Consider the following 23,759-nt stretch of genomic DNA (forward strand, 5'->3'; position numbering starts at 1 on the left):
CGGCAGGCAGCCACCTAGTTAAAACGGCCGTGCGACGTGACTTTGTGAATCAGCTTAGGACGTAACTTGCCAAAAAGATACGCCATGCTCGTTAACCGTATGACGCGTTAAGGACTCCCGGACAGTTGTGACGCAAAGTGCGTGCTATCGTTAATAAAGAGCGCGGGCAGCGCGAGCGTGGTGCACGAATGCCTGAACTCTGTCCGGTACAAACAGGATATAAAGATGTGGCGACGATTCCTGCTGGTGTGCATGGTTGGGGCAATCCAGGCGCAGTGGGACAGTGCCGGTGCCGCGACGCAACGTGAAAGCATCGAGCCGAGCCCGGCTTGGGTAGCGAGTCATCCGGCGCGGCCGGCGGACACCGCTTTACTCCATTCACCGTTTGCTTCGTCACGCGACGGCACGCATTCGCGGCGTGTCGCGCTCGTGATCGGAAATGGCGAGTACGGTGACGCCACTAACCCGATCCGCGCCAACGCGCCGCGCGACGCCGAATCGATCGGCGCTGCGCTCCGTGCGCGTGGCTTTGAAGTCATCACGCGCACGAATGCTACGCCGCAGCAAATGCGCGCGGCCATCGACGAATTTCAACGACGATTGCGAACAGGCGATATCGGACTGTTCTATTTCGCCGGACACGGCATGCAGGTAGGCGCACAAACGCTGCTTCTGCCGGCGGGGCTCAATGCGCGAGGCGATATCCGCGCGCCGGTGTCGCTACTGAATAACGGCGTCGATCTGAATACCGTATTGCATGCGATGCAATCCGCTCGCGCGGGCCGGCTCAATCTCGTGATTCTCGATACGTGCCTCGACAATCCATTTGCGCCCGCCGCGGTTGCGATCGATAAACCGAAGATCGCTGCCAACACCGTGATTGCCTATGCAACCGCACCGGGCGGTTTCGCGGCGGACGGTCCGCGGCATGGTGTCTATACCGATGCCTTGCTGCAAGCACTCAACAACGCCGACGCATCGTCGCGATCGCTCGCCGCGCTGTTCCGACAGGTCGGCGCCGAAGTACGCGCCGCTACACGCGGAACGCAGCAACCGTGGCTCTCTGTCGCGCGTTCATCCATTCCCACAAGTGGCGAAAGCGCTATCGAGTCGTCGAATACGTCAGACCATCGCGCCATCACGCCGCGCAGTCGCGGCATCATGCCCAAGGAAAGCGGCGAACAATACGAAATCACGTTCTGGGATTCGATCAAGGACAGCAACTACCCAGCCGATTACGAGGCTTATCTGAAGGCCTATCCGAATGGCCGCTTCGCCACACTCGCGCATGCACGTATCGATCGATTGCGCGCGGCGGCATCGACTCCCGCGGTGAGTGCCGCGCCGGCTGCACCGCCAGCCGCGCCCGCGACGCAGAGCGGTCACGTCGCGCCACCCACGCCGTCTGCACAGGTCACGCATCCCGCGACGCAAGCCAGCGCAGCCGCGCCGCCACCACCGCGCCCCGCCGTCGCGCCATCGCCAACGCCGCCCGCCACGGCCGCCGCGGCGCCATTCGCCGAAAAGACCGTCGCTCATCCCCCGACGGCCGGTGAAATCCGCGACTGCGCGGCCTGTCCGGTCATGGTCGCGGTACCCGCCGGCTCGTTCGCAATGGGCAGCAATACCGACGATCCGTCGGAAAAGCCCGTGCATCACGTGAGCATTGGCGCGCCCTTCGCGATCGGTAAATTCCCCGTGACGGTCGAGCAATGGAATGCGTGCGTCGCCGCCGGCGCCTGCCAGAAGCTGACGCCGGAGAGCAATAGCACCAAGACCGCACCCGCGCGCGATCTCAGTTGGGACGACGCGCAGCAGTACGTCAAGTGGCTCGCCAAAACGACCGGCAAACCGTACCGTCTGCCGACCGAAGCCGAATGGGAATACGCGGACCGCGCCGGCACCACGACCGCGTACTGGTGGGGCGAGCAGATGCGCAAGGGCAACGCCAATTGCAAGGACTGCGGCGACCCGTGGCACAAGGAAGGCCCGGAAAACGTCGGCACGTTCGCCGCGAATCCGCTGGGTCTGTACGACATGAACGGCGGCGTCTGGGAGTGGACCGCCGACTGTTGGCACAACACCTATCAGGGCGCGCCCGTCGATGGTCACGCGTGGGACTCGCCCGGCTGCGAGATGCGCGCGATTCGCGGCGGCTCATGGCGCGAAGGCGGCGACTACATGCTCAGCGCGACGCGCTTCAAATACAGCGCGGGCGTGCGCCAATCGCAGAACGGTTTTCGCGTCGTCAAGGATCTGCACTAAAAGCCGTGTCGATTGGCTCCCTGACGGATCATCGCGTCGCGGGTCTGGTCGTGATCGGGGCGAAGTCCGCCAACAGGTGATCCTGCCCGTATTGACCGCCAATCTGCTTGAGCCGGGTCGCGAGCGCGCGCAGATAATCGGCGCGCGCTTCGCTTTCCGGCCGCAGCTTGTCGAACAACGGCACCGGCGTCACCATCAGCACCACCATCTCCGAGCCGAATGGCTTCGATACGGTCCAATCGCCCGCATTGCTGCCGATCGTGTACGGACCGCCGTTCGCCTGCATCTGATTGTCCGGCCACAGACGACTGGGCACCATATGCACGACGTGGCCGTCTAGCTGGTAGTAGTCGACGGTCGCAAAGGAATCGAACGGCGGCGCTTTCAGGTCGACCACCAGCGAGTCGTTCTCGGTCAGCAAACCGCTCGGCGGACGCATCTGCAGCGACGCCACGCGCCCCGCCTGCCAGTTGCGCACCAGAAGCGGCGCGAGCGTTTTGACGAAGTCGCATTTATCGTCGGCGAGCGGCCGCACGTCTAGCGAAACCGTATCGACGCCAGGCAGCGCCGCCAACGTCTCCTTCAGATGCGCGGCACCGTACCGCTGCGATAGGAAACCGCGTACCGTCAGTGCGTGGTCCTGCACCGCGCCCGATAGGGCCGAACACGGCACCTGGGCAAGCGTGGGCGTGATCGCGGCGAGCGTCAACGCGGGCTTCGGCGCAGGCGCGACAGCGGACGCCCCAGCCGCCCGATCGACCTGATCGCCCTGCGATCTCGCCGCCTCGATTTGCGCGGCTTGCTGCCGGCTGGACCCCGAGCGAAAAGCGAACACGCCCACCGTGACCGCGCACACGATGGCGAGGCCAGCGAGCCCGATCCACGCGAGCGTCCCGGACTTCTCCGCGCGCGCTTCATTGTCGAACTCGGCGATAAAGCGCACGACGCTCGGTATCCGCGTATTGCGATCGAACGACAACGCGGCACGCAACGCGCGCCACTGTCGCGCATCGAGATTCGCTGGACGCTGCGGCTTGAAATCGGAATTGCGCGCCTGCGTGGCCGACAGGCGATCGAACGGATGATGTCCCGTCAACAGCTCGTACGTGATGCAGCCAAGCGCGTAGATATCGTCGCGCGGGTCCGGCTCGCGATGCTCGATCATCTCCGGGCTCGCATAGGCCGGCGTCAACGCGCCCAGACTGCCGGGATCGAACACCGTCGCGTCGCTCTCCTCTTCAGGCCGCTGGAATACGCGCGCGATGCCGAAGTCGATCACTTTCACTTCGGCATTCGTGGTCAAGAACACGTTCGCGGGTTTGAAATCGCAATGGACGAAGCCGCGCTCGTGCGCGTACGCAAGCGCCGCGCACATGCCGCGCACGATCGGCAGCGCGGCCCGCACCGGCATGCCCTGATAGCCCGGCGTGCGCAGCAGCTGGCTCAGGGGTTTGCCGCTCAGGTACTCCATCGTCAGATAGACGATCGGTCCGTCGCGGTCGAAGTCGTAGACGGTGATGATGTTGCGATGCGCGAGTACCTGCGCCTTGCGCGCCTCGCGCTGCAGCGCGACCAGCGAATTCGGATTGCCGCGAAACTGGACGTTCAGCACCTTGATCGCGAGGTAGGGCTTGCGATCCGACGCTTCGAGCTTGCGCAGATCGAGCGCCTTGTACACGGTGCCCATGCCGCCCACGCCGAGGCACTCCTCGAGCACGAAGCGGTTGTTCAGCGTATCGCCGATGCCTTTGATGGTCTCGTGCGCGGCGCTTCCGGCGGTACTCGCGGCGCCCGCACTGCCAGCGCTCGACGAACGCAGCGACGGTAGATCGACCGTGGTCTGGATGCCGGTTTCCTCGCCACCCGCCGCGACGTTCGACACGCGCAGCAGCTCGATGCGCCGCCGCACTTCCAGGTAGAGATCGTCGGGCAACGGCGACCGATGATGCGCGGCGTACAGCGTCTCCAGCAGCCGCGTCGGACCGAGTTGCTCGGTCGCCAACGCGCTGTCGAGCTGCGCGACGAACTCGTCACGCGATAGCTCGCCGCTCTGGAAGTCGAGAATCACACGCGCAAGGCTAGCCATTTGTGCGAAGCACCGCCGTTGCCGCTGGACCGTGTCGCATGCGACCGACGCCACGCGGGTCGATAGAAAACCTGTCGTATCCAGTTACATGTGCCGTTTCGATACTAGCTCCCGGTCCGCGCTTTCGCAAACCAGGCAAACCAGGCATGAGCCGCGCGCCGCGCCGCGTGCTGGCTCGCGCAATGTCGTGCGCCATCCAACAGGGTCCGCCGCAATGTCGGACGGCGGCCACCGCTCGGGGCGCGTCAACGTGTTTCGACCTGACCGGCACGATGGTCCTTCCACGCGCAAAACCCTTATACGACAGGGCTTCGTCGATTTCCTCAGGATACTTGACTAAGACTGGCACAGCCTGTGCGTTAGTGATGTCCGAGCAAACGAATTGCTCGAAACCACTCGCAACACTGCGAACACTTCTTTCAGGAGACTCACCATGAAAACGCTGATGATCAAAGACCTGTCCGTCACCGAACAACTCGACAGCAAAGCCATGCAAGCCGTACGCGGCGGCTTCGGCCCGAGCAAGTACTATAGCTTCGCCCCGGTCTATGCGCCGACCAGCGTCAAGAACAGCACCACCACGCAAGTGATCAGTAACGAACTGAACTTCCAGAACGCCAACGGCAACGATGTTGCGTTCGCCACCGGCATCACGTCGGACTTCTCGCCGTATATCAATTCGAGCAACAGCAACCACTAATAGTGCGTGGTGCGGCGAGGCGCCCGCAGCCGCGGGCCGCTTCGTCGCAAGCCATTCATGTCCGCTTTCCGTACGTCTTTGGAGAAACGCCATGTCATCCCTCATGATTCGCGATCTGTCCGGCACGCGCGAACTCGACCGCCGGGCCATGTCCGGGATCGCCGGCGGCACCGGCAGCAACGTGCCCATGCCCTCGGGCCTTGGTGGTCTCGGCAGCCTTGCCGGCATCGCCAACGTCAACGTCAACGTCAACGTCATTCAGAATCTGGCTCAGCAGCAAATCGTCAACGTCGCAGCGCTCAATGACATCGGTTCGATCGGCCCAGGCGTCGTGCTGCCGCTGAAGCTGAAAGTCGACCCTATCCTGTCGGGCGCCAATTACTCCGCCGTGTAAGCCGGGGCAGCAGCGGGGGACTGGGGGTTCCTTCACTGCCGCGGCAACACCACGGCCATGCGCGCCGCGAGCGGATTTCCTATACTGATAGTGCGTTGAGACCTCAGTACAACGAATAACACGCCGAACACATTCCGGGCACGGCGGCCGGCACCCGAACGGGTCTGGCCGCCGGAGCGTTTTTCTGGAGCCATCATGGCCAAGCTGAGCATCAAGGATCTGACCGAAAGCGTCGAACTGGACCGCGAGGCGATGGCCGCGATCGTCGGCGGCGCCCGAGTCGGCGCGCGCTCGAGTCTCGCCGCGCCGCTGGTGCCGGCCGCGATGCGCGTCGTCGAGTACCCGCCGGGCTTTCCGGCCGCGCATCTGCGTATCGCGGAAGCAGCCTTGCCGCGTAGACGCCAGCGCCGCTAGCATTGCTCGCCGGGGCGTTTCACCATCACGGCACGCGCATATGGCGCGTGCCGTTTCTGTTTGCGCTTGCGATTGAGTGTTGGACGCCTGAGTTCGCCACGCGCGACGCTGCGCTGCGCCCCAACCATTCGCACGTGACTCGTGGGACGCGCGCAAACACTTCGACGCGCAATCGCGATCGTGCTCAGTGCGATTCAACGCGGCTATCGCGCGGATCCTTGCCAGGCTTCGCATCGCGGCCCCCGCTCCATGTTGCGGCGCACGTTCCCTCACATTGGCATAGGCCTTGCAGAAAGCTATGCGGGCGCCGCACTGTGCTCGCCTTTCCACGTCAAGGAGAAATGCCATGAAAGCCACTGTGATCATCAAAGACCTGCCGCCCGGCGCGGGCGAGCCATCCGACGAGAAAACGCTGACCGCCGAACAGATGAGGACGCTGCGCGGCGGCCGCTCGGTAGTCGTCAAGGTGGACGGTGGTGGCACGGGTACCGTCGACGATTGGGACATCAACACCGCGATCTTCGAAGGCCGCATCGGCGGAACCTATCTATAGGACGCGCGACGTGTCCGCAATTGGAAAAACGGCACCCTGCTCAGGTTTTGAGCGCGACGGGTGCCGTTCCAATTGGCTCGAGAATCTTCGCACGCGTCGCGTGTCGCCCCGGTGATCTGATTAAAAGGATCGACCTTGGGCACAAGTTTTGCTGTCTAGGGATTACCCTGCGGCCTTGTGGCCAACGTAGATAAAGCAGGTCTCTCTCAACCAGGCGGAGGTCATAACATGCTAGGAACCATTCTTCTAATCGTGCTGATTCTGCTGCTGATCGGCGCTTTTCCGGCGTGGCCACACAGCCGATCGTGGGGCTATGGTCCGACCGGCGGACTCGGCATCGTACTGATCGTGGTGATCGTTCTGCTGGTTGCCGGTGTGATATAGACCACGCGTAGTGGACTGGAACATGAGGCGGGGCCGCCGTCTATCCGCGCGATGTCGCGTGCCGGTAGGTGGCGGCTTCGCTTTTTCGTCGTTGCCGGAGCACTCGATGGAAGAGTTACTGGCCAATCACGTCGCGCTGATTACCGGCGCGAATGCGGGAATCGGCGGGTCGGCGCCATGGAAGATATCGGCAAGGCGGCCGTATGTCTCCGGGCTTTTCGAACAATGGCTAAAGCCCGATATGCGGACCATCGGCGTTGCGGTCGATCGATTGCTCGAATAGATCGACATCTTCGAGCCAGGCACGCTGCCTGCTGAAACTCCCGCATATTCGAACTTCAATACGAAAGGAGATGACATCATGCCTTACCTACTTGGCTGGCTGCTCGGCGTTCCAGTGATTGTACTGATCATCCTGTACCTCATTTTCCATTGATATCGCGCGGTACAGACGATAAGGATGACGTTGTTCCCGCGGCGGCGGTATGCGGATCGTTTCATGGTCAGCGTACCGCCGCCATCAGCGCGCCCGTCTCTACCAGCAAGCTCCCCATCAGACAGTTCACGATGCGCAGCCGCGTCGGCCGTTGTAGAACCGTACGCAGGCGGTGCGAGAAGATTGCCGTCGATGCGATGCCCAACGCGAACATCAGCGCAAAAGTACTGCCCAGCAAAAGGTACTGATGATTGGCCTATCAATGCGCTTCATTCGACGAAGTACTGACGAACTGTGGAAAGAAAGACGGAAAGAACAATAGCGTTTTCGGATTCAAGCCCGACGTCGCGAAGCCGCGCCAAAACAGACCGCGTTGTCCGGCGCCATGGGACAGAACCGGTGAAGCCGAAAACGTGCCGCGTCTCTATTGTCTGAAGCCCGGATAAACCAGGGCGGTTTCAAGAGTGAAGCGCAACAGCGGGTTTAATGTTTAGAGCCTTGAGGTTGACTTGCCGAGGCAAGGGTCGCGGCGAAGACCTCGAATGGCGAATGGAAGGCATGAGTCGCGCGAGGTCGGCTGTTCAGACTGTCGGCGATAGCGTCAAGTTCGTCCTGACTGTAGACCGAAAGGTCTGCGCTTTTGGGCAGATACTGGCGCAGTAGCCCGTTGGTGTTTTCGCAAGTGCCGCGTTGCCAGGGACTGTGGGGGTCGCAGAAGTACACCTTCACGCCGGTTGCGGCGGTGAGCTCTTTATGGCGCGACATTTCTTTGCCCTGGTCGTAGGTGAAGCTCTGCCGTAATGGCGCGACAATCGAATTGAGTTTGGCGGAGAAGCCCGCCAGCGCTGAAGCGGCGGTGGCGTCTTCCATCTTGGCAAGCAGCACCAGCCGGCTGGTCCGTTCGACCAGCACGCCTACCGAGGACTGGTTGCCGGCACCCTTGATGAAGTCGCCTTCCCAGTGCCCAGGCAGCAGTCGGTCTTCGATTTCGGGCGGCCGCACATGAATACTGACCATGTCAGGAATCTGTCCGCGCCGGTCTGTGCCCCGTGTACGCGGCATGCGCGTGCTGTGGCCATGGCGCAAGCACGCAATGAGCTGACGGCGCAGTTCGCCGCGCGGCTGGGCATAGATGGCCGTGTAGATGGTTTCGTGCGAAACCTGTTGGGTCGGGTCGGTCGGATACATACGCTTGAGTGTGCCCGATATCTGCTGGGGTGACCATTTCCACTCGAGCAGGGTGAGAACGATACGCCAGCAGACGCTTTGCAGGCAAAGCTTTGTGGGATGGCGACCCGCGCTGCGGCGTGCGGCACTGAGTGCTTCAGCCGACACGGACGCGTAGCCAGCGGGAGAGCTGTTTCGCGTCAGTTCCCGGCTAACGGTGGCCGGCGAGCGCCCGAGTATCCGGGCCATGGCCCGGATACTCGAACCCTGCAGATGCAGGCTTGCAATGGTCAGACGCTCTTCAGGTTGAAGTTGCTGGTACTGAGTTCTTTCGTGCATCGCAACACCTTATACGAGATAGGTGTTGCACTTCAGATTTGAGGCCGCCCAGATAAATCGCGCCGGCCCAGCGCAATACGATTAGCCCGCTCTTATCGATCAGCAACAACGAATTCAGACACAACGCCGTAAAGGCGAGTTGCAGCAATACCGCGCAGGTGCCCCCCCAACACACAGGGCAATGCCGCGCACCATCCGGCGCTGAGCGCCCGGCTCATCGTCGGAACATTGACCGGGCCGGGCGAATAAACGAGTACGGCGGAAGCCAGAAGAACGAAACGTACAAGTGGATCGGCATCGGCAAATCAGCGGGCAAAAGAGGGTAGCGATAGACATATGTGGCGACATGCGTCCATGCCCGGCGAGCGCGCCTTCTGGCGTGGGTAACGCCGGAATTCGCCCGCGTGCCGCCTTCCCGTGAAGGCGGCGAGACACCGAAAAAGCGGCTTGTGGCCACGGAGGATCGCCGGCGCGAGGCCGGCGGTCCGGGCGGTTGTCCCGGGCATGAATGCACGCTGAAAATATACCGGGAGCCCCACTGGATAGGCTTCTTAAACGTACCATCAGAAGCGGTTGAATCGGAACGATCTTCACCTATAATTGATTTTTTAAAAATATCCTTCTAATAACGTCGATGAGCACCCGAAACCGCCCGCTCGACGCCCTCGATCGCAAGATCATGCGCGAGCTTCAGAAGAACGCCCGGCTCAGCAATGCGGAGCTTGCCGAACTGGTCGGCATGTCGACCACCGCGTGCTGGAATCGCACGCGGCAGCTCGAAAACGAAGGGTATATCCGCGGCTATGTCGCATTGCTCGATCAGCAAAAGCTCGGCTTCGCGGACGTCGTGCTGCTCGAAGTCACGCTGGACCGCCACGACGAAAATGCGCTCGCACGCTTCGGCGCCGAACTCGCCACGCTCAGCGAAGTGCTCGAAGCGTACCTGGTGTCTGGCGACTACGACTACCTGGTCAAGGTCGCGGTAGACGGCACCGCGGGCTACGAGCGCTTCCTGCGCGAAAAGCTCTACAAGATCGCAGGCATTCGCCATAGCCGCTCGATGTTCGCGCTGCGCTGCATGAAGAGCATTCCGTCAATCGCAATCTGATTGACAAGACTGCGCGCGTTTCAATGCGCGGCCCGCGACGCGGCGATGATCGCGTCGGCCACGGCCTGCGGCTGGCTCAGCATCGCGACATGGCTCGTGGCGACGCGCGTGATCTTCGCGTCGATGTGTTTCGCCATCTCCAGTTGCAAGGACGGATCGATCATGCGGTCGCGGCCCGACACCACGAAGTACGACGGCTTGCCATGCCACGCGGCGTTCGTCACCTTGTCGTCGATACAGCCAGCGGCCCAAGGCTGCTGGGTCGCCGCGATCAGGCGCTTCTGCGGCAGCGGCAGATCCTGCGCGAAGTCGTCCAGCACCGCCTGGGTCGATAGCGTCAGATAACCCGCCGAGTCCTTGCGCAATTCGCTCGCCCAGACTGGCGCGGGTTGGTCCTTCGTGAGGTCGGCAATGGACTGATTGTTGTCCGGCGCAAATGCCGCGACGTACACGAGGCTCTTCACCTTGTCGTCTTTGCCGGCCTCGCTGACCACCACGCCGCCCCATGAATGGCCGACCAGAATCACAGGCCCGTTCTGCTGCGCGATCACGCGCCGGGTTGCCGCCACGTCGTCGGCGAGCGAGCTCAGCGGATTCTGCACGGCCACCACGTGCAGGCCGCGCGCTTCGAGCAATGGGATCACTTTGTCCCAGCTGGACCCGTCAGCGAAAGCGCCGTGTACGAGAACGACATTCTTGCCCTTCAGGTCATCGGACGGCGCGGCCTGCGCGGACTCCGTGGCCTGCAACGCGAACAGTCCGCCCAGCAACAGAACGGAACCCAGAATTTTTTTCAGCAGCGTGGTCATCGTTATTGTCTCGACAGGTTGAGTTAAACAAGGAGTCCGCGCGTCGACGTGAGCCGATGCACGCGGACGGCCTGCTCATTTGCATCGATCACGAATGCGCGTAGATGGAACCGAGGCCGACGATGTTGGAGCCGTCGTACATGCGATCCGCCGCCGCACGCTTCATCGACACGTGCGAGCCCGAAGCGGAACTGCCGTTCGCGACGCCACCGTAGGCGGCCGCGTCATGGCCCGCGCTGATGCGCGCCTCGGCCGCTTCGATGTTCTGCGGGTATTGCGTGTTGTCGCTGGCCGGGTTGTAGCCGGCCTTTTCCAACTGGACCAGTTCCGCGCGGACTTCGGCGCGTGTGAGTACCTGTTGCGGTTGCGATTGCGCGAACGAAACGACGGGAACGGCAACGAGTGCGGCGACGATCAGCGATTGAACGAGTTTCATGAGTCTTCTCCGGGTATCAAAACATTCAGGGATCAACGAATCAGGAGTGCGCGTAGATCGCGCCGAGGCCGACGACGTTCGAGCCGTCGTTGGCGCCATTCGCGGCCGCATGCTTCATCGGCACACGCGAGCTGGAAGCCGAGCTGCCATTCGCGACACCGCCGTAGGCGGTAGCGTCGCTGCCGGCGCTGATGCGCGCTTCTGCCGCTTCGATGTTCCGCGGGTATTGCGCGTTGTCGCTGGCCGGGCTATAGCCGGCCTTCTGCAACTGGACCACCTCAGCGCGGACTTCGGCACGTGTGAGTGCCTGTTGCGGTTGCGATTGCGCGAACGAAACGACGGGAACGGCGACGAGTGCGGCGACGATCAGCGATTGAACGAGTTTCATGAGTCTTCTCCGGGTATCAAACCATCAGGGATAAGGATTGAGCGGGACGCGAAGCCATCGACGCGGATACACTGTGACGTCCCACCTGATTCACGCAACGTTGTGAATCAACCTTGCGTGAAGACATTAGAACGCTCCAACGTATCTGCAATGTTTTCGTCACCCCCATTTCTGCAAGCGTGTTTGTCTGCATATGCCGTTGATACATTGCGATACAAAAACCGACTTCCGAACATGCCGTGCAGGGACGGCGTCGCATGCGTCGTGCGGGTTGCAGGTGTGTTGCAAATGGCCCGCTCATGAAAAAACCCCAGCAGCCGTACGTTCGACTGCTGGGGTTCCGTTCAGAAGAAGCCGGCGCGCGCCGGCTCCATCAAAGGCGGGTGACGTCGAGAATCGCATCCGCAAAAGCTTTCGGCGCTTCCTGCGGCAGGTTATGGCCGATGCCGCCGCTGACATTGCGGTGCTGATACTTGCCGGTAAACTTCTTCGCGTATGCTGCGGGCTCGGGATGCGCGGCGCCGTTCGCATCGCCTTCGAGTGTGATGGTCGGCACTGCGATCGTCGGTCCGGTGGCGAGGCGCTTTTCGAGTTCGTCGTATTGCGGCTCGCCCTGCGCGAGTCCCAGACGCCAGCGATAGTTGTGAATCACCACGGCAACATGGTCCGGGTTATTGAACGATTCGGCGGAGCGCTCGAACGTGGCGTCGTCGAAATTCCACTTCGGCGAGGCGGTATGCCAGATCAGCTTGTTGAAGTCATGACGGTTCGCTTCATAGCCCGCGCGGCCGCGCTCCGTGGCGAAATAGAACTGATACCACCACGCGAGCTCGGCCTTCGGCGGCAACGGCGCGCGGTTCGCGTCCTGGCTGCCGATCAGATAGCCGCTCACCGACACCATCGCCTTCACGCGTTGCGGCCACAGCGCGGCGACGATGTTCACCGTGCGCGCGCCCCAGTCGAAGCCGCCGAGCACGGCCTTGTCGATTTTCAGCGCGTCCATCAGGTTGATGATGTCGACCGCGACCACCGCCTGTTGACCGTTGCGCGGCGTATCCGCCGACAGAAAACGCGTGCCGCCGTAGCCGCGCAGGAAAGGCACGATCACGCGATAACCGGCCGCCGTCAGCAACGGCGTCACTTCGGCGAAGCTGTAGATGTCGTAAGGCCAGCCATGCAGCAGAATGACCACCGGTCCGTTCTGTGGGCCCGCTTCCGCGTAGCTGACGTTCAGCGTGCCCGCATTGATCGAGCGAATGTTCTCGAACGACGCGACCCGCGCGCCCGCCTTTGCATTACCAGCCGTGTCGGCCGATTGCGCATGCGCGAGGCTGCTCAGTCCCAACTCGAGCAGGCTGATACCGGCAACTGTTGTTCCGAGAAAGCGGCGGCGACGGCTATTGATCTGATCCGACATGGTTATTCTCCTTTTATCAGGCTTTGATACGGAATTGATCGGGTCCGCTCGCGCGCGATATCGCACAGCCGCATGCGAGCGCCGTGCAGGCAGAGCGGACTTCAATGGCAATCTGAAACGAATCGAACGAGACGGGTAGAGCGAATCTGAAACCGGAGATGCCTTGACGACTGAACCACTGGCTTACCGCTGTCGCGACGCTTGAGATGGATAGTGACACCGCAACCCTTCATCAACAAGAGCAACTAAGTTCACATATCGTTGCCTTGTAGGCAACGCAGTAATTGCAATCGACAAATCACATGCGCGAGATCAACCAGCAACGCCTTCGCTACTTCAACGAGGTGCTCACGCACGGCACCATCCGCGGCGCCGCCGAAAGCATCAATACGTCGCCCTCTGTGATCACACGGCAGATCAAGCTGCTCGAGGACGAACTCGGCACCGTGCTGTTCGAGCGGCAGGCGCGCGGGGTCAGGCCAACCGAAGCGGCCACGCATCTGCTCGAATTCTGGCGCGGCTACCGTTCGCAGCAGGAGAAGCTCGAAGATCAATTGCATGCGTTGAAAGGCCTGCAGCGAGGGCAGATCCGGCTCGCGGTCAGTGAAGGCTTCGTCGATACGCTGGTCGACGATGTGCTCGCGCCATTCTGTGTCCAATATCCAGAACTCGAAATCGGCCTCGATATGCTCGCGGTCGACGCGATCCAGGAAGAAGTCGCCGAAAGTCGTGCGCATATCGGGCTTGCGTACAATCCGCCGCCTCATGCGCGTCTCGAGCATCGCGCGAGTTCGCCGCAGCCGGTCGTGTTGTTGCTAAGAAGCGACCATCCGCTCGCGAAGCGCAAACGACCCGCGACGCTCGACGACCTGCGCGCGTGGCCGCTCGCGTTGATGCCACCCACCTTTGGGATCGGTCATGTCGTCAAGATGACGGAACTCGCCGAGAACGTGTCGATTGCCGCGACGCTGACCACCAACTCACTGAGCGCATTGAAGCGCTTCGTCACGGTCGACAACTTCATGACGCTGATCGGCGAATTCGCTGCCTACCGCGAAATCGCGAGCGGCGAATTGACGACGATACCAATCGCGCATCCGCTGTTTTCCGGCGCGCAGGCGCGTGTGCTCGTCAAGACCGGCCGGCCGCTCGCACCGGGACCTCTCGAATTGCTGCGCTGGATCGAGGAGCGCATGCCGATGTTCTCCAAGTCCAGCGCAAATAGCGTCGCAGCCGCGACGGGAACCGCTGTGCGTAAGCGCAGGGCGCGCTGAGCCAGCGTTCGGCTATCGCCGCCTCGCCCCCCGCGCGCATCGGTTCCTCAACCGATTTGTGTCGCAATGTATCCGCGCCATACGCAGACACACTACATTGCAAGCGCGCCTGATCCCGACATAAACCAGATACGCGCGGGCGTTCCAATACGGCCATCCCAGCCAACGGAACGCCCATCATGCACAGTACTCTCGAAACTCCGCTCGCCCTGCTCGCCGGGCTGCTGACGATTGCCTCTCCCTGCGTGCTGCCGGTGATGCCGATCCTTCTCGGCACTTCCGTCGAACGACCGAGCCGCACGCGGCCACTGTTCATCGTCGCCGGCTTCATTCTGACTTTCGCGTCTTTTGCGCTGCTATTGGGCGCGGTGTCGAGCACCGTGCACGTCGCGCAACAGGTACTGCGCAATACCGGAATTGCGTTGCTCGCACTGTCCGGGCTTCTGCGTATCTGGCCGCGACCTTACGACTGGCTCGTCGCGCAACTGCAAGGGCCGCTCGAGCGCATCGGCGCGGCCATTGCGCCAGGTACGCAACCCGGCAGCGGCAACGCGGGCGGCTTCGTGCTCGGCATGTCGCTCGGCGCGGTATGGACGCCCTGCGCCGGCCCCGTGCTCGCGTCGATTCTGGTGCTCGTCGTGAAGGCTCAGGATCTCGGTTGGTCGGCTCTGTTGCTCACGCTGTATGCGATCGGCGCGGCGATTCCGATGCTCGCGATCATCTACGGCGGACACTACGTGACGCGTCATGTCCGTGTGGTCTCACGTCACGCGGAGCGCCTGCAACAGGTATTCGGCGTACTGGTGATGCTGACCGCCCTCGCCATCTATTTGCAGTACGACGTGCTGCTGTACGCACGGCTCGCCGGTCTCTTCCCCTCACTCAAAGGACTTTGACATGACTACCCGCTTGAAAACCTTCGCACTGTCCACCGCGTTTGCCGCCTTCGCATTGATCGCGACGAGTACCGTCGCCATCGCCGCGCCGCAGGAAAGCGGCTCGCCCGCACCCGAGCTCACAGGCATCACGCAATGGCTCAATAGTGAGCCGCTCAAATTGCAGCAATTGCGCGGCAAAGTGGTACTCGTCGACTTCTGGACCTATAGCTGCATCAATTGCGCCAACACGCTGCCTTACGTAAAAAGCTGGAACCAGAAATACAAGGATCAGGGGCTCACGGTGATCGGCGTGCATACGCCGGAATATCCGTTCGAACGCGACACCGGCAACGTGAAGACCGCGCTGAAACGGCTCGGTATCAGCTATCCGGTCGCGCAGGACAACCAGTACGCGACCTGGAATGCCTATAACAACCAGTACTGGCCCGCGTTCTATCTGATCGACAAGCAAGGCCATATCGTCTACACGCACTTTGGAGAAGGCGACTATGCGCAGACCGAAGCCAGGATTCAGGCGCTGCTCGCGCAGAAGAATTGACGAAGCGCTTGCTGACTCGTAGAACGGGAAAGCCCGCGGCACCCACGCGATCGGGGTGCAGCGGGCCTTCGTTTTGGCGGACGACTAAAAGAGGTAATTGGCGAAAAGGCCGTACGTAATCTGACTCGTCTTTTCGGTGATGGGGCTGTCGGTCGCGTCGCCGCGCAGCCAAGCGAACGACACGCTCGCGCCGACGTTCCAACGCGTCGCGATCCGGTAAACCCCGTTGACTGAGAAGCGCAACTGGTTCAAACCGGAGCTGGCCGAGTAGGTCGGCAATCCCGAGCGCGCGCTCTGGCCGGAATTCACGCCAAAATAGGTTTCGTTGTACTTGTCGCTTCCCCACGTCAGGCCCGGGCCTGCGCTGAGCGTCAGTTGCGGAATGGGTTGATAGCGTCCCAACAGATCGAAAGTCGCGACGGTGCCGCGATCGTTGCCGGCAATATCGGTCAAAACGCTCGCGCGCGCCGTGACGAACTCCCACGTATAAACACCGAACAGCTCCGCGTGCGCGGTGCGTTTGACGTCGCCGAGTCCGTGCAGCCGCGAGTCGTCGGACTCGCTGCGCGGTTCGATGAAATCGTAGGTCACCGCCGCGCCGACGCGCCAGTTACTATCACGATACAGATATGCGCCCAGCGATAGCACCGAGCCCGCGTCTGGATTCGCGCCGATAAAGAAGCGGTCGTAATTCACGCTCACCGACGGCACCACCTCCCATTTCGTGCCACTCGCGCCCGGAAATTTCGGCATGTTCACGACCCCTGCGCCAACCGCAAAGCGCCACGGGCTCGCGCTCGCGCCAGGCGCCTGCGTCACTTCCGGCGCGCCGATGGAGAACAGGCTTTCCGACAAACCGAGCGTATCGTCGGCCATCGCGGTGACGGCAAACAGCGACAAGGCAGCTCCCGCCAATACCTTGAGCATACGCGGCTTTGACACATCGATCATTTCTGTTTCTCCGTGAAAAAATTAAAAAAGACTGAATGCGATTTTTCCGATCCCGGCATTCATGGAGTGGCAGCGAAATTGTGAAATAGTTGAGTTTCTAATTGCAGCGGCGTTAAAAGAATGACCGGTCGCCTCGCTCGAAAATGGCGATGATAGAAGATACGTTTGTAATAGCCGATGCATCCGCTTTATTGGGACGTTTGTTTGGCACGCCTCTTCCTCCCAAGCAGGTAGGGAATCGCGCCTTATTTCGGAGATTCATTTACAGAATACGTGGCGTGAGCATAGCCCGTTCTTTTTGCCCGTCGCAAGCATATTTTTCTAATTACATGCTGCAACCGCATAATCGAGTAATAGATGCAATTTCAATGCTTGTATCAGCGACGCGGAATTTGCCATCCTCGTTCGCAGGCGATAATCTGTGCGGGCTTGACTTTCGCGTCGCCAAGTGTGAAATGTAGTCAGATGGCGGCTTTCGATGCACGGTGATCTACGTTACGGGTGCGCTATGCCTTCAGGAAAATACATCGGCGATAAAACAGTCAGTCCGTCGTTTTCATGTCTTTGTGACAAGTCTCAAGCGCAGTATGCCAACCGCCGTATCAGTGCCGATCTGTCGCGGCGCGGCTTCGTCACCGGTCTCGCCGCTTCGATGCTGAGCCTGGTTCTGCCCGGTCTTGGCAATGCTCAAACCACCCAACCGCCAGCACCGCCGGACAAGCCGGTGCTGTTCACGAACTTCCGCTTGTTCGATGGCAAATCGTCGACGTTGCGTGACGGCCTCTATATGGTTGTCGAGGGTGACAGCATCAGCCAGTTGGGTCGGGGTCAACCGGCTTCGATCGACGGCAAAACGCTCGTCGATTGCGGTGGCAAGGTGATGATGCCCGGCATGATCGACATGCACTGGCACGCGCTGCTCGCGGCAGTGCCGATTCAGGTCATCCTTCAATCCGACATTGCTTTCGTCCATCTTGCGGCAAGCGCTGAAGCCGAACGTACGCTACTGCGCGGCTTCACAACGATACGCGACGCGGGCGGCCCGTCATTCGCGCTGAAGCAGGCAATCGATAGCGGCATGATTTCCGGGCCGCGAATCTATCCGTCCGGCGCGATGATCACGACCACCGGCGGTCACGGCGATTTTCGTGCGCTGAGCGATCTGCCGCGCACCGGCAGCCAGGTCACCCAACTGGAACGGGACGGCGGCTTTGCGATCGCCGACAGCGAAGACGAAATCCGCTTGCGGGTGCGCGAGCAGTTCATTCAGGGCGCGACGCAGATCAAGCTGGTCGGAGCCGGTGGGGTATCGACGCCGCGCAGCCCGCTCGACATGCTCACGTTTACCGAAAGGCAGTTGCGCGCGGCCGTCGAAACAGCGGCCGACTGGGGCACCTATATCCTCTCGCATGCGTACACGCCCGAAGCGGTTCAGCGCTCCGTTGCGGCAGGCGTGCAGTGCATCGAGCACGGTCATCTGATGGACGACAGGACTGCGGCGTTGATGGCGAAGAACGGCACGTGGTTGAGCACGCAGCCGTTCGTCAACGAAGACGACGCGGGTCCGCTCGCCCCACCGATCCGCGAAAAATTTCTTCAAGTGATCGCGGGCACCGACAGGGTTTTCAAACTCGCGCGCAAGCATGGCATCAAGGTCGCGTTCGGCACGGACCTGATCTTTTCGCAGGCCGTGGCCGCGCGGCAAGGCACGATGCTCACGCATATGAAGGGGTGGTATAGCGCAACCGAAGCATTGAGCATCGCAACGGGCACCAATGGCCAACTACTCGCGCTGTCCGGGCACCGAAATCCGTACCCGCGCAAGCTCGGCGTACTCGAGGAAGGTGCGTACGCCGATCTGCTGCTCGTCGACGGCAATCCGCTCGAGAATCTCGACCTGATCGCGAACCCGGAGCAGAACCTGCGCATCGTGATGAAGGATGGAAAGTTCTACAAGAACACGCTGAAAGCGTAATCAGCAATACAGGCGGGCGCGCAACCTGGCGCGCCCGCATTCGCTACACCGTCACACTATTTAGCCGTGCCCCTGCAGACGGATATCGCGCGACGATGCGCCGACGTACACCGAGCTGCCCGGCACATAGAGCCAACGGTTGCTCGTCGTATCCCACACGCTCTGCATGCGCTGCGTCACGACAACGTGCACACGACGCGATTCGCCCGGGTTCAGACCCACCTTGTCCCAGCCGACGAGACGCCGCGGCGGTTCACCCTGATACGGCACGCCGAGGTACACCTGCGGCACTTCCGCACCGGCGACGCGACCATCGTTACGCACGTTGAACGACACGTCGATCAGGCCGCCCGGCAGATGCTGAACCGACAGACCCGAGTAGGCGAAGTGCGTGTACGACAGGCCATAGCCAAACTCGAACATCGGCGTGATGTTCTGCGAGTCGTACCAGCGATAGCCCATATCGAGCTTCTCGGCGTACACCGGGTTCGCCGCAAACGCGCCATTCGTGCCCCACGTCGGCGTATCCTGGTCGCGTACCGGGAACGTGACAGGCAGCTTGCCGGAAGGATTGACCTTGCCGAACAGCACGTTCGCAATCGCGTTGCCGCCGCCTTCGCCCGGATACCATGCTTCGATGATCGCCGACACCCTATCCTTCCACGGCATCAGCACCGGGTTGCCGCTTTCGACGACGACGATCGTGTGCGGATTGGCCGCCGCAACCGCTTCGACGAGTGCATCCTGGTTGGTCGGATTCGCGAGGCCCAGGCTCGGCAGATCGCCGATATCCTCACCGGCCGGCTGCGCGACCACGACGATCGCGACGTCGGAGTTGGCCGCCAGCGTGGCCGCCTGGGTGATCTGCTGCTGCGTGTAGGCGGCAAACGGCGACTGCTGATCGCTGTTGCCGGCGAAGGTCACCGTGGCCTGCGGCGCGAGCGCCTTGATTGCCGACACGATCGGCGTATTCAGCTTCAGCCACGGGTTCGTCCACCAGCTGCAGCCCGTCTCCGTGCCGAACGTCAAGCCGCCGCAACCGGCGAACGCGCCCGTCACCGGATCGCGCGTGTTGCCTGAACCGCCGCCCGTCAGCACCGCCGCGTCGGCATGGCCGCCGATCACCGCGATACGCGACAGCGAACCAGCGGCGAGCGGCAGCTGATTGCTGGCGTTCTTCAGCAAGACCATCGACTGCTCTTCGACCGACTGCGTGAAGGCTCTCGCGGCCGAGAAGTCGATGGTCGCGCCACCCTTCGGCGGATCGTCCATCACGCCCGTGCGGATCATCACATACAGCTTGCGCTCGACCATGTCGTCGAGGCGCGCGGTCGACACCGAGCCGTTCGCGATCGCCTGTTTGACCAGCGTGGGCGTCAGATAGACGGTCGAACCGACGTCTTCTTCCTCGTCGAGACCGGCATTGATCGCCGGTGCCGTGCTATGCGTCGCGCCCCAGTCCGACTGCACCTGACCTTCGAAGTGCCAGTCGTTCTTCAGCACGTCGTTGAGAATGTGCGGGTTCTCGCAGGCTTGGATGCCGTTGACCTCGTTGTAGCTGCACATCACGCTGCCTGGCTGCGCGCGGCGCGCGGCGATTTCGAACGGCAGCAGATAGAGCTCGCGCATCGTGCGCTCGTCGATCTGGCTGTTGCCGCCGCCGCGGTTATGTTCCTGCTCGTTGCCCATGTAGTGCTTGATCGTCGCGATGACCTTCTGGCTTTGCGTGCCGTCGGTGCGCTCGGCGAGCATCTCGCCGGCAAGCACCGGATCTTCGCCGAGATACTCGAAGAGCCGGCCACCGCGTGGCTCACGCGCGAGGTTGGTGCCACCGCCGAGCCCCATGCCGAAGCCCTGCTGACGCAACTGGATCGCGATCTGCTTGCCGAACTTCCACGACAGCGCGCGGTCCCAGCTCGCCGCTACCGCGAGCGTCGCCGGGAAGGTCGTCGATGGCTGGTTGGTGCTGCCCGAACCCGTGGCCGAGTCGACCATGTTCAGGTCGGGAATGCCGAGATGCGGCACGCCCTGAATGTAGCCCGCGCCGCCGCCCGGCACGGCGGACATCGCGTACTGCGAGTGAATGAACTGCAGCTTTTCGTCGATCGTCATTTTGTTGACGAGCGTTTCCGCGCGCCGATGCGCCGCGGCCGACGCGAACGCGTTAAGCACCGTCGACATGGGCGCGAAGTCGAGACCGGGAGTGGGAATTTCCGCGTGCGCAGCGGCGCTCACGGCCGCCGCAATCGCGACGGCCGGCCATAGTTTCTTCTGCATAGATGTCTCTCCGAAATTGTGCTTTTCTGGGGGCAACCGGAGCGCGTCGGGGGGTGGGAAACGGACGCGAAAACAGGCATGCAGCGATGACTGCAAACGTTTGCCTGTGGAAAGAAGAATCGGCGCAACTGGATGGGCTGTAGCGACTCTCCGTGGTGAGTAATGTAGGAATGTAGTCTGACTACAGCATCAGTATTTATACCAATATGTGTAATTTTATGCGTAATGGGGCGTAAGGCTTTTCCGACACAGGCCAATTGAAAGTTATCGAATCAAAGCGAATAAAGAGTCGTCATTTGGTGCGGGTTTTTATTCAAATTGGTGAGTGGGCATTTGCGCATTGACAACAAAAAAGCCGCCGTCTAGTTTACTGGAAACCGCATCCCTTAAACTGGATTACATGGACATCAACGCCCTGATCGCGCGCCGGATCAAAGAACTGCGCGACGCTCAAAATTGGTCGCTCGATGCACTGGCCGAACGCAGCAAGGTCAGCCGCTCGAATATCTCGCTGATCGAGCGCGGTCAGAGCAGCCCTACCGCGACCGTGCTCGATAAACTCGCGACCGCGTTGAACGTGCCGCTCGCGTCGCTATTCGAGCAGGATGGCGCGCCGGCTGCCGAGCCATCGCCGGTCAGTCGCGCGGCCGAGCAGGCGGTGTGGACCGATCCGAGCTCGGGGTATGTGCGACGTCATCTGTCGCCGACCGCGCGCTCGGCGATCCAGTTGGTCGAGGTCAACTTTCCCGCCGGTCAGCGCGTCAGTTACGAATCCGGCGCGCACGACGTGGACATTCATCAACAGGTGTGGATGCTCGACGGGTCGATGGAAATCACGGTCGGCGACACCAGCTGGCGGCTCAAGACCGGCGACTGCCTGGCGATGCGGCTCGACAGCCCGACCGTGTTCCGTAACCCCACTCGCAAACGCGCGCGCTATCTCGTCGCGCTGACCACATCGGCAGTCAACGAACGGAGAAACGGATGAGCGATAACGTGACCATACGGCGCGTGGGCGCGAACGAAGCTTCGGCCTGCGTCGAAGCGCTCGCCGACGTGCTGATCGACTGCGTGGAAGGCGGAGCATCGGTCAGCTTCATGCTGCCGATCTCGCGTAACACGGCGCTCGCGTTCTGGCGCAACGTCGCGGAGAGCGTCGCGCGCGGCGAGCGCGTATTGCTGATCGCCGAAGATCACAGCGGCGATATCGTGGGCACCGTGCAGCTGATTACCGCGCAACCCGAAAATCAGCCACATCGCGCCGACGTCGCGAAGATGCTCGTGCACAGAAAAGCACGCCGGCGCGGCGTCGCGCACGCTCTGATGAGCGAACTCGATCGCATCGCGCGGGAAGAGAGAAAGTCGGTTCTCGTGCTCGACACCGTAACCGGTGGCGATGCCGAGCGACTCTATCAGCGCGCCGGCTGGCAACGCGTCGGCAGCGTACCGAATTACGCGCTGATGCCCGACGGTGCGTTTTGCGCCACGACGTTCTATTGCAAACAGCTTTGACTGCGCTGGCAGTGCGCTCCGCGCAAGTATTTGAAAATTTCAACTACCTGCCTATAATGCCAGCACCGCATATGACGGCCGACAGCGGAGCAAATTCTTGTACTCGGACTTCCTGACTTTCAGGCTCGATCTGACCAGCGCATTGCTGATCAATCGCGCGAACATGGTCTATCGCGAGCGCTGGGATCTCGACGTGCGTGCGCTGCGCGTGCTGCGCCTCGTCTGCGCGGAGCCCGACATCACGCCCAAGGCCGTTTCGCAGCGCGCGCTGATCGAAAAGACGCTGCTTTCCAAAGTCCTCGCCGAGCTTCAAACCCGCGGCCTGATTACGCGCAACATGCATGCGTCGGACCGTCGTAGCATCGCGTTACGCGCCACCGCGCACGGCCTCGAGATCGCGCAGGCGTCCGAAGCGGTGGGCACCGAGCTCGAGGTCGAGCTCGCCAAGGCGCTCAGCGCGAACGAACGCAAAACGCTCGAACGTCTGCTTGGCAAGCTTTCACACAGCCTGCTCGAAAGCGAGTCCGCAAGCGCGCCGCCTGCGCGATCCTGACAGACGATCCGCATTTCGCCGCCTTCCCTGGTGTCCACGCCAACAAGGAGCCCTCCATGTCGAAGCTGATCGAAGCGATCTACAAAGACCTGTACGCGCACGCCGAACTGTCGATGCAGGCGCTGCGCACCGCAGGCATCGTCGCCGACCAGGTTGAAACCATTCAGTGAATTCACACGCCGTCTATACCATTCTCGATCTGATCGGCACCTTCGTGTTCGCGATCAGCGGCGCGGTCGCCGCGCGTCAACGACGGCTCGACCTGTTCGGCATCGTCGTGATCGCCTTCATGGTCGCGTGCGGCGGCGGCATCGTGCGTGACGTGTGCATCGGCGCGATCCCACCGGCCGGGCTGTCGAACTGGCGCTATCTGGCCACCGCGCTCACCGCGTCGGCGGTGACGATTCTCGCGTATCCGCAGGTGCGCCGGCTGCGTCAGCCAGTGCTGTTCTTCGACGCGATCGGACTCGGTCTGTTCGCGGTGTCGGGTGCGCAGAAAGCGCTCACGTACGGCCACAATGCCGAACTCGCGATTCTGCTCGGCGTCGTCAGCGCGGTGGGCGGCGGAGTGATGCGCGACGTCGTGCTCTCGCGCGTACCCGCGATTCTCGAGCGCGAAATCTATGCGTCGGCCGCGCTGTTCGGCGCGGCGGTGCAGGTCGGTTTTTCGTACGCGGGCTGGACGGACTGGTGGACGCCGTGGTTCGCGACGTTGGCTTGCGTGTTGGTGCGGCTCGCGTCGCTGCGCTACGGCTGGCGGCTGCCGGTCTTCCAGGGCAGACGCACGGCCGAGACGCGCGACAATCCATAACAGGTCCTGCGCGCTTCAGCTCGCGGTTTGCGGAATCAGCACCGCCGCCGCGCCACGTTATCTCGTGCGTTCC

General features: G+C 61.9%; 24 protein-coding genes and 2 pseudogenes. 16 read left to right on the top strand and 10 right to left on the bottom strand.

What is annotated here, in order from left to right; translation table 11 throughout:
• Window positions 1–225 precede the first annotated feature (225 nt).
• Window positions 226–2,265: an SUMF1/EgtB/PvdO family nonheme iron enzyme gene (locus OKW45_RS11695; RefSeq protein WP_429468181.1), complete on the top strand. Its 2,040-nt coding sequence runs from the start codon at window positions 226–228 to the stop codon at window positions 2,263–2,265.
• Window positions 2,266–2,293: 28 nt separating this feature from the next.
• Here the strand turns inward: OKW45_RS11695 and OKW45_RS11700 are convergent, their stop codons facing one another.
• The gene (locus tag OKW45_RS11700) at window positions 2,294–4,351 is read right to left on the bottom strand and encodes a serine/threonine protein kinase (protein ID WP_429468184.1); all 2,058 of its coding nucleotides are present in this window, start codon (window positions 4,349–4,351) and stop codon (window positions 2,294–2,296) included.
• A gap of 433 nt (window positions 4,352–4,784) precedes the next feature.
• Here OKW45_RS11700 and OKW45_RS11705 point away from each other — a divergent pair, with 433 nt between their 5' ends.
• The 6 genes from OKW45_RS11705 to OKW45_RS11730 all read left to right on the top strand — a co-directional run bounded on the left by OKW45_RS11705 (window position 4,785) and on the right by OKW45_RS11730 (window position 7,079).
• Complete coding sequence (locus OKW45_RS11705; RefSeq protein ID WP_018423726.1) at window positions 4,785–5,051, top strand: hypothetical protein; 267 nt, start codon at window positions 4,785–4,787, stop codon at window positions 5,049–5,051.
• 91 nt (window positions 5,052–5,142) lie between these two features.
• The gene (locus tag OKW45_RS11710) at window positions 5,143–5,445 is read left to right on the top strand and encodes a hypothetical protein (RefSeq protein WP_026226398.1); all 303 of its coding nucleotides are present in this window, start codon (window positions 5,143–5,145) and stop codon (window positions 5,443–5,445) included.
• Window positions 5,446–5,640: 195 nt separating this feature from the next.
• Window positions 5,641–5,859, top strand: a complete 219-nt coding sequence (locus tag OKW45_RS11715; protein WP_018423728.1) for a hypothetical protein — start codon at window positions 5,641–5,643, stop codon at window positions 5,857–5,859.
• A 346-nt stretch (window positions 5,860–6,205) separates the two neighbouring features.
• A complete protein-coding gene (locus tag OKW45_RS11720) occupies window positions 6,206–6,412 on the top strand; it encodes a hypothetical protein (RefSeq protein WP_429468187.1) in 207 nt (68 codons plus the stop codon).
• Between the two features lie 228 nt (window positions 6,413–6,640).
• The gene (locus tag OKW45_RS11725; RefSeq protein ID WP_018423731.1) at window positions 6,641–6,796 is read left to right on the top strand and encodes a DUF3309 family protein; all 156 of its coding nucleotides are present in this window, start codon (window positions 6,641–6,643) and stop codon (window positions 6,794–6,796) included.
• Between the two features lie 106 nt (window positions 6,797–6,902).
• The gene (locus OKW45_RS11730) at window positions 6,903–7,079 is read left to right on the top strand and encodes a hypothetical protein (protein WP_429468190.1); all 177 of its coding nucleotides are present in this window, start codon (window positions 6,903–6,905) and stop codon (window positions 7,077–7,079) included.
• Between the two features lie 220 nt (window positions 7,080–7,299).
• Here OKW45_RS11730 and OKW45_RS11735 read toward each other — a convergent pair.
• From OKW45_RS11735 to OKW45_RS11745, 3 genes and pseudogenes are all read right to left on the bottom strand, one after another.
• A pseudogene (locus OKW45_RS11735) lies at window positions 7,300–7,605 on the bottom strand (LysE family translocator); the annotation flags it as partial.
• 110 nt (window positions 7,606–7,715) lie between these two features.
• Window positions 7,716–8,738, bottom strand: coding sequence for an IS30 family transposase (locus tag OKW45_RS11740; RefSeq protein WP_429409801.1), 1,023 nt, complete (start codon window positions 8,736–8,738; stop codon window positions 7,716–7,718).
• Between the two features lie 13 nt (window positions 8,739–8,751).
• Window positions 8,752–9,036 (bottom strand): annotated as a pseudogene (locus tag OKW45_RS11745) (LysE family translocator); the annotation flags it as partial.
• 336 nt (window positions 9,037–9,372) lie between these two features.
• Between OKW45_RS11745 and OKW45_RS11750 the strand changes: the two are divergent.
• The gene (locus OKW45_RS11750) at window positions 9,373–9,846 is read left to right on the top strand and encodes an Lrp/AsnC family transcriptional regulator (RefSeq protein WP_429468193.1); all 474 of its coding nucleotides are present in this window, start codon (window positions 9,373–9,375) and stop codon (window positions 9,844–9,846) included.
• 20 nt (window positions 9,847–9,866) lie between these two features.
• Here OKW45_RS11750 and OKW45_RS11755 read toward each other — a convergent pair whose 3' ends face one another.
• From OKW45_RS11755 to OKW45_RS11770, 4 genes are all read right to left on the bottom strand, one after another.
• The gene (locus tag OKW45_RS11755) at window positions 9,867–10,655 is read right to left on the bottom strand and encodes an alpha/beta fold hydrolase (protein WP_429468196.1); all 789 of its coding nucleotides are present in this window, start codon (window positions 10,653–10,655) and stop codon (window positions 9,867–9,869) included.
• A gap of 88 nt (window positions 10,656–10,743) precedes the next feature.
• The gene (locus OKW45_RS11760; protein WP_429468199.1) at window positions 10,744–11,091 is read right to left on the bottom strand and encodes a DUF4148 domain-containing protein; all 348 of its coding nucleotides are present in this window, start codon (window positions 11,089–11,091) and stop codon (window positions 10,744–10,746) included.
• 40 nt (window positions 11,092–11,131) lie between these two features.
• Window positions 11,132–11,479, bottom strand: coding sequence for a DUF4148 domain-containing protein (locus OKW45_RS11765; protein ID WP_018423738.1), 348 nt, complete (start codon window positions 11,477–11,479; stop codon window positions 11,132–11,134).
• Window positions 11,480–11,852: 373 nt separating this feature from the next.
• Entirely contained in the window at window positions 11,853–12,896 is a 1,044-nt protein-coding gene (locus tag OKW45_RS11770; RefSeq protein ID WP_429468202.1) for an alpha/beta fold hydrolase, read from the bottom strand.
• A gap of 302 nt (window positions 12,897–13,198) precedes the next feature.
• Between OKW45_RS11770 and OKW45_RS11775 the strand changes: the two genes are divergently transcribed.
• From OKW45_RS11775 to OKW45_RS11785, 3 genes are all read left to right on the top strand, one after another.
• Window positions 13,199–14,170 (top strand): LysR family transcriptional regulator, encoded by a 972-nt coding sequence (locus OKW45_RS11775; protein WP_429468204.1) that lies wholly within the window; start codon window positions 13,199–13,201, stop codon window positions 14,168–14,170.
• Window positions 14,171–14,349: 179 nt separating this feature from the next.
• A complete protein-coding gene (locus tag OKW45_RS11780; RefSeq protein ID WP_184024474.1) occupies window positions 14,350–15,066 on the top strand; it encodes a cytochrome c biogenesis CcdA family protein in 717 nt (238 codons plus the stop codon).
• Window position 15,067: 1 nt separating this feature from the next.
• On the top strand, window positions 15,068–15,607 hold the full coding sequence (locus OKW45_RS11785) for a thioredoxin family protein (RefSeq protein WP_429468207.1): 540 nt from the start codon (window positions 15,068–15,070) through the stop codon (window positions 15,605–15,607).
• Window positions 15,608–15,691: 84 nt separating this feature from the next.
• Here the strand turns inward: OKW45_RS11785 and OKW45_RS11790 are convergent, their stop codons facing one another.
• Entirely contained in the window at window positions 15,692–16,558 is an 867-nt protein-coding gene (locus tag OKW45_RS11790) for a MipA/OmpV family protein (RefSeq protein ID WP_429468209.1), read from the bottom strand.
• A 652-nt stretch (window positions 16,559–17,210) separates the two neighbouring features.
• On the opposite strand from OKW45_RS11790, the gene OKW45_RS11795 reads away from it, so the two are divergent.
• Window positions 17,211–18,533, top strand: coding sequence for a metal-dependent hydrolase family protein (locus OKW45_RS11795; protein ID WP_429469357.1), 1,323 nt, complete (start codon window positions 17,211–17,213; stop codon window positions 18,531–18,533).
• A 60-nt stretch (window positions 18,534–18,593) separates the two neighbouring features.
• Here OKW45_RS11795 and OKW45_RS11800 read toward each other — a convergent pair whose 3' ends face one another.
• Window positions 18,594–20,810, bottom strand: a complete 2,217-nt coding sequence (locus OKW45_RS11800) for a beta-glucosidase (protein ID WP_429468211.1) — start codon at window positions 20,808–20,810, stop codon at window positions 18,594–18,596.
• 400 nt (window positions 20,811–21,210) lie between these two features.
• Between OKW45_RS11800 and OKW45_RS11805 the strand changes: the two genes are divergently transcribed.
• The 4 genes from OKW45_RS11805 (at window position 21,211) to OKW45_RS11820 (ending at window position 23,686) form a co-directional block, all read left to right on the top strand.
• Window positions 21,211–21,798, top strand: a complete 588-nt coding sequence (locus OKW45_RS11805) for a helix-turn-helix domain-containing protein (RefSeq protein WP_429468213.1) — start codon at window positions 21,211–21,213, stop codon at window positions 21,796–21,798.
• A complete protein-coding gene (locus tag OKW45_RS11810) occupies window positions 21,795–22,322 on the top strand; it encodes a GNAT family N-acetyltransferase (protein WP_429468215.1) in 528 nt (175 codons plus the stop codon). Before OKW45_RS11805 ends, OKW45_RS11810 begins: the two co-directional genes overlap by 4 nt.
• A gap of 97 nt (window positions 22,323–22,419) precedes the next feature.
• Window positions 22,420–22,875, top strand: coding sequence for a MarR family winged helix-turn-helix transcriptional regulator (locus OKW45_RS11815; protein WP_429468218.1), 456 nt, complete (start codon window positions 22,420–22,422; stop codon window positions 22,873–22,875).
• A gap of 166 nt (window positions 22,876–23,041) precedes the next feature.
• Window positions 23,042–23,686: a trimeric intracellular cation channel family protein gene (locus OKW45_RS11820; protein WP_018423750.1), complete on the top strand. Its 645-nt coding sequence runs from the start codon at window positions 23,042–23,044 to the stop codon at window positions 23,684–23,686.
• Window positions 23,687–23,759 lie beyond the last annotated feature (73 nt).

This window comes from Paraburkholderia lebeckiae (assembly GCF_050436225.1).
Classification (GTDB): domain Bacteria; phylum Pseudomonadota; class Gammaproteobacteria; order Burkholderiales; family Burkholderiaceae; genus Paraburkholderia; species Paraburkholderia tuberum.

Bases quoted from the DNA above. Each gene is read 5' to 3' on its own strand.
- OKW45_RS11695 (WP_429468181.1), top strand. From the start codon at position 226: ATGTGGCGACGATTCCTGCTGGTGTGCATGGTTGGGGCAATCCAGGCG.
- OKW45_RS11700 (WP_429468184.1), bottom strand. From the start codon at position 4,351: ATGGCTAGCCTTGCGCGTGTGATTCTCGACTTCCAGAGCGGCGAGCTA.
- OKW45_RS11705 (WP_018423726.1), top strand. From the start codon at position 4,785: ATGAAAACGCTGATGATCAAAGACCTGTCCGTCACCGAACAACTCGAC.
- OKW45_RS11710 (WP_026226398.1), top strand. From the start codon at position 5,143: ATGTCATCCCTCATGATTCGCGATCTGTCCGGCACGCGCGAACTCGAC.
- OKW45_RS11715 (WP_018423728.1), top strand. From the start codon at position 5,641: ATGGCCAAGCTGAGCATCAAGGATCTGACCGAAAGCGTCGAACTGGAC.
- OKW45_RS11720 (WP_429468187.1), top strand. From the start codon at position 6,206: ATGAAAGCCACTGTGATCATCAAAGACCTGCCGCCCGGCGCGGGCGAG.
- OKW45_RS11725 (WP_018423731.1), top strand. From the start codon at position 6,641: ATGCTAGGAACCATTCTTCTAATCGTGCTGATTCTGCTGCTGATCGGC.
- OKW45_RS11730 (WP_429468190.1), top strand. From the start codon at position 6,903: ATGGAAGAGTTACTGGCCAATCACGTCGCGCTGATTACCGGCGCGAAT.
- OKW45_RS11740 (WP_429409801.1), bottom strand. From the start codon at position 8,738: ATGCACGAAAGAACTCAGTACCAGCAACTTCAACCTGAAGAGCGTCTG.
- OKW45_RS11750 (WP_429468193.1), top strand. From the start codon at position 9,373: ATGAGCACCCGAAACCGCCCGCTCGACGCCCTCGATCGCAAGATCATG.
- OKW45_RS11755 (WP_429468196.1), bottom strand. From the start codon at position 10,655: ATGACCACGCTGCTGAAAAAAATTCTGGGTTCCGTTCTGTTGCTGGGC.
- OKW45_RS11760 (WP_429468199.1), bottom strand. From the start codon at position 11,091: ATGAAACTCGTTCAATCGCTGATCGTCGCCGCACTCGTTGCCGTTCCC.
- OKW45_RS11765 (WP_018423738.1), bottom strand. From the start codon at position 11,479: ATGAAACTCGTTCAATCGCTGATCGTCGCCGCACTCGTCGCCGTTCCC.
- OKW45_RS11770 (WP_429468202.1), bottom strand. From the start codon at position 12,896: ATGTCGGATCAGATCAATAGCCGTCGCCGCCGCTTTCTCGGAACAACA.
- OKW45_RS11775 (WP_429468204.1), top strand. From the start codon at position 13,199: ATGCGCGAGATCAACCAGCAACGCCTTCGCTACTTCAACGAGGTGCTC.
- OKW45_RS11780 (WP_184024474.1), top strand. From the start codon at position 14,350: ATGCACAGTACTCTCGAAACTCCGCTCGCCCTGCTCGCCGGGCTGCTG.
- OKW45_RS11785 (WP_429468207.1), top strand. From the start codon at position 15,068: ATGACTACCCGCTTGAAAACCTTCGCACTGTCCACCGCGTTTGCCGCC.
- OKW45_RS11790 (WP_429468209.1), bottom strand. From the start codon at position 16,558: ATGATCGATGTGTCAAAGCCGCGTATGCTCAAGGTATTGGCGGGAGCT.
- OKW45_RS11795 (WP_429469357.1), top strand. From the start codon at position 17,211: ATGCTGAGCCTGGTTCTGCCCGGTCTTGGCAATGCTCAAACCACCCAA.
- OKW45_RS11800 (WP_429468211.1), bottom strand. From the start codon at position 20,810: ATGCAGAAGAAACTATGGCCGGCCGTCGCGATTGCGGCGGCCGTGAGC.
- OKW45_RS11805 (WP_429468213.1), top strand. From the start codon at position 21,211: ATGGACATCAACGCCCTGATCGCGCGCCGGATCAAAGAACTGCGCGAC.
- OKW45_RS11810 (WP_429468215.1), top strand. From the start codon at position 21,795: ATGAGCGATAACGTGACCATACGGCGCGTGGGCGCGAACGAAGCTTCG.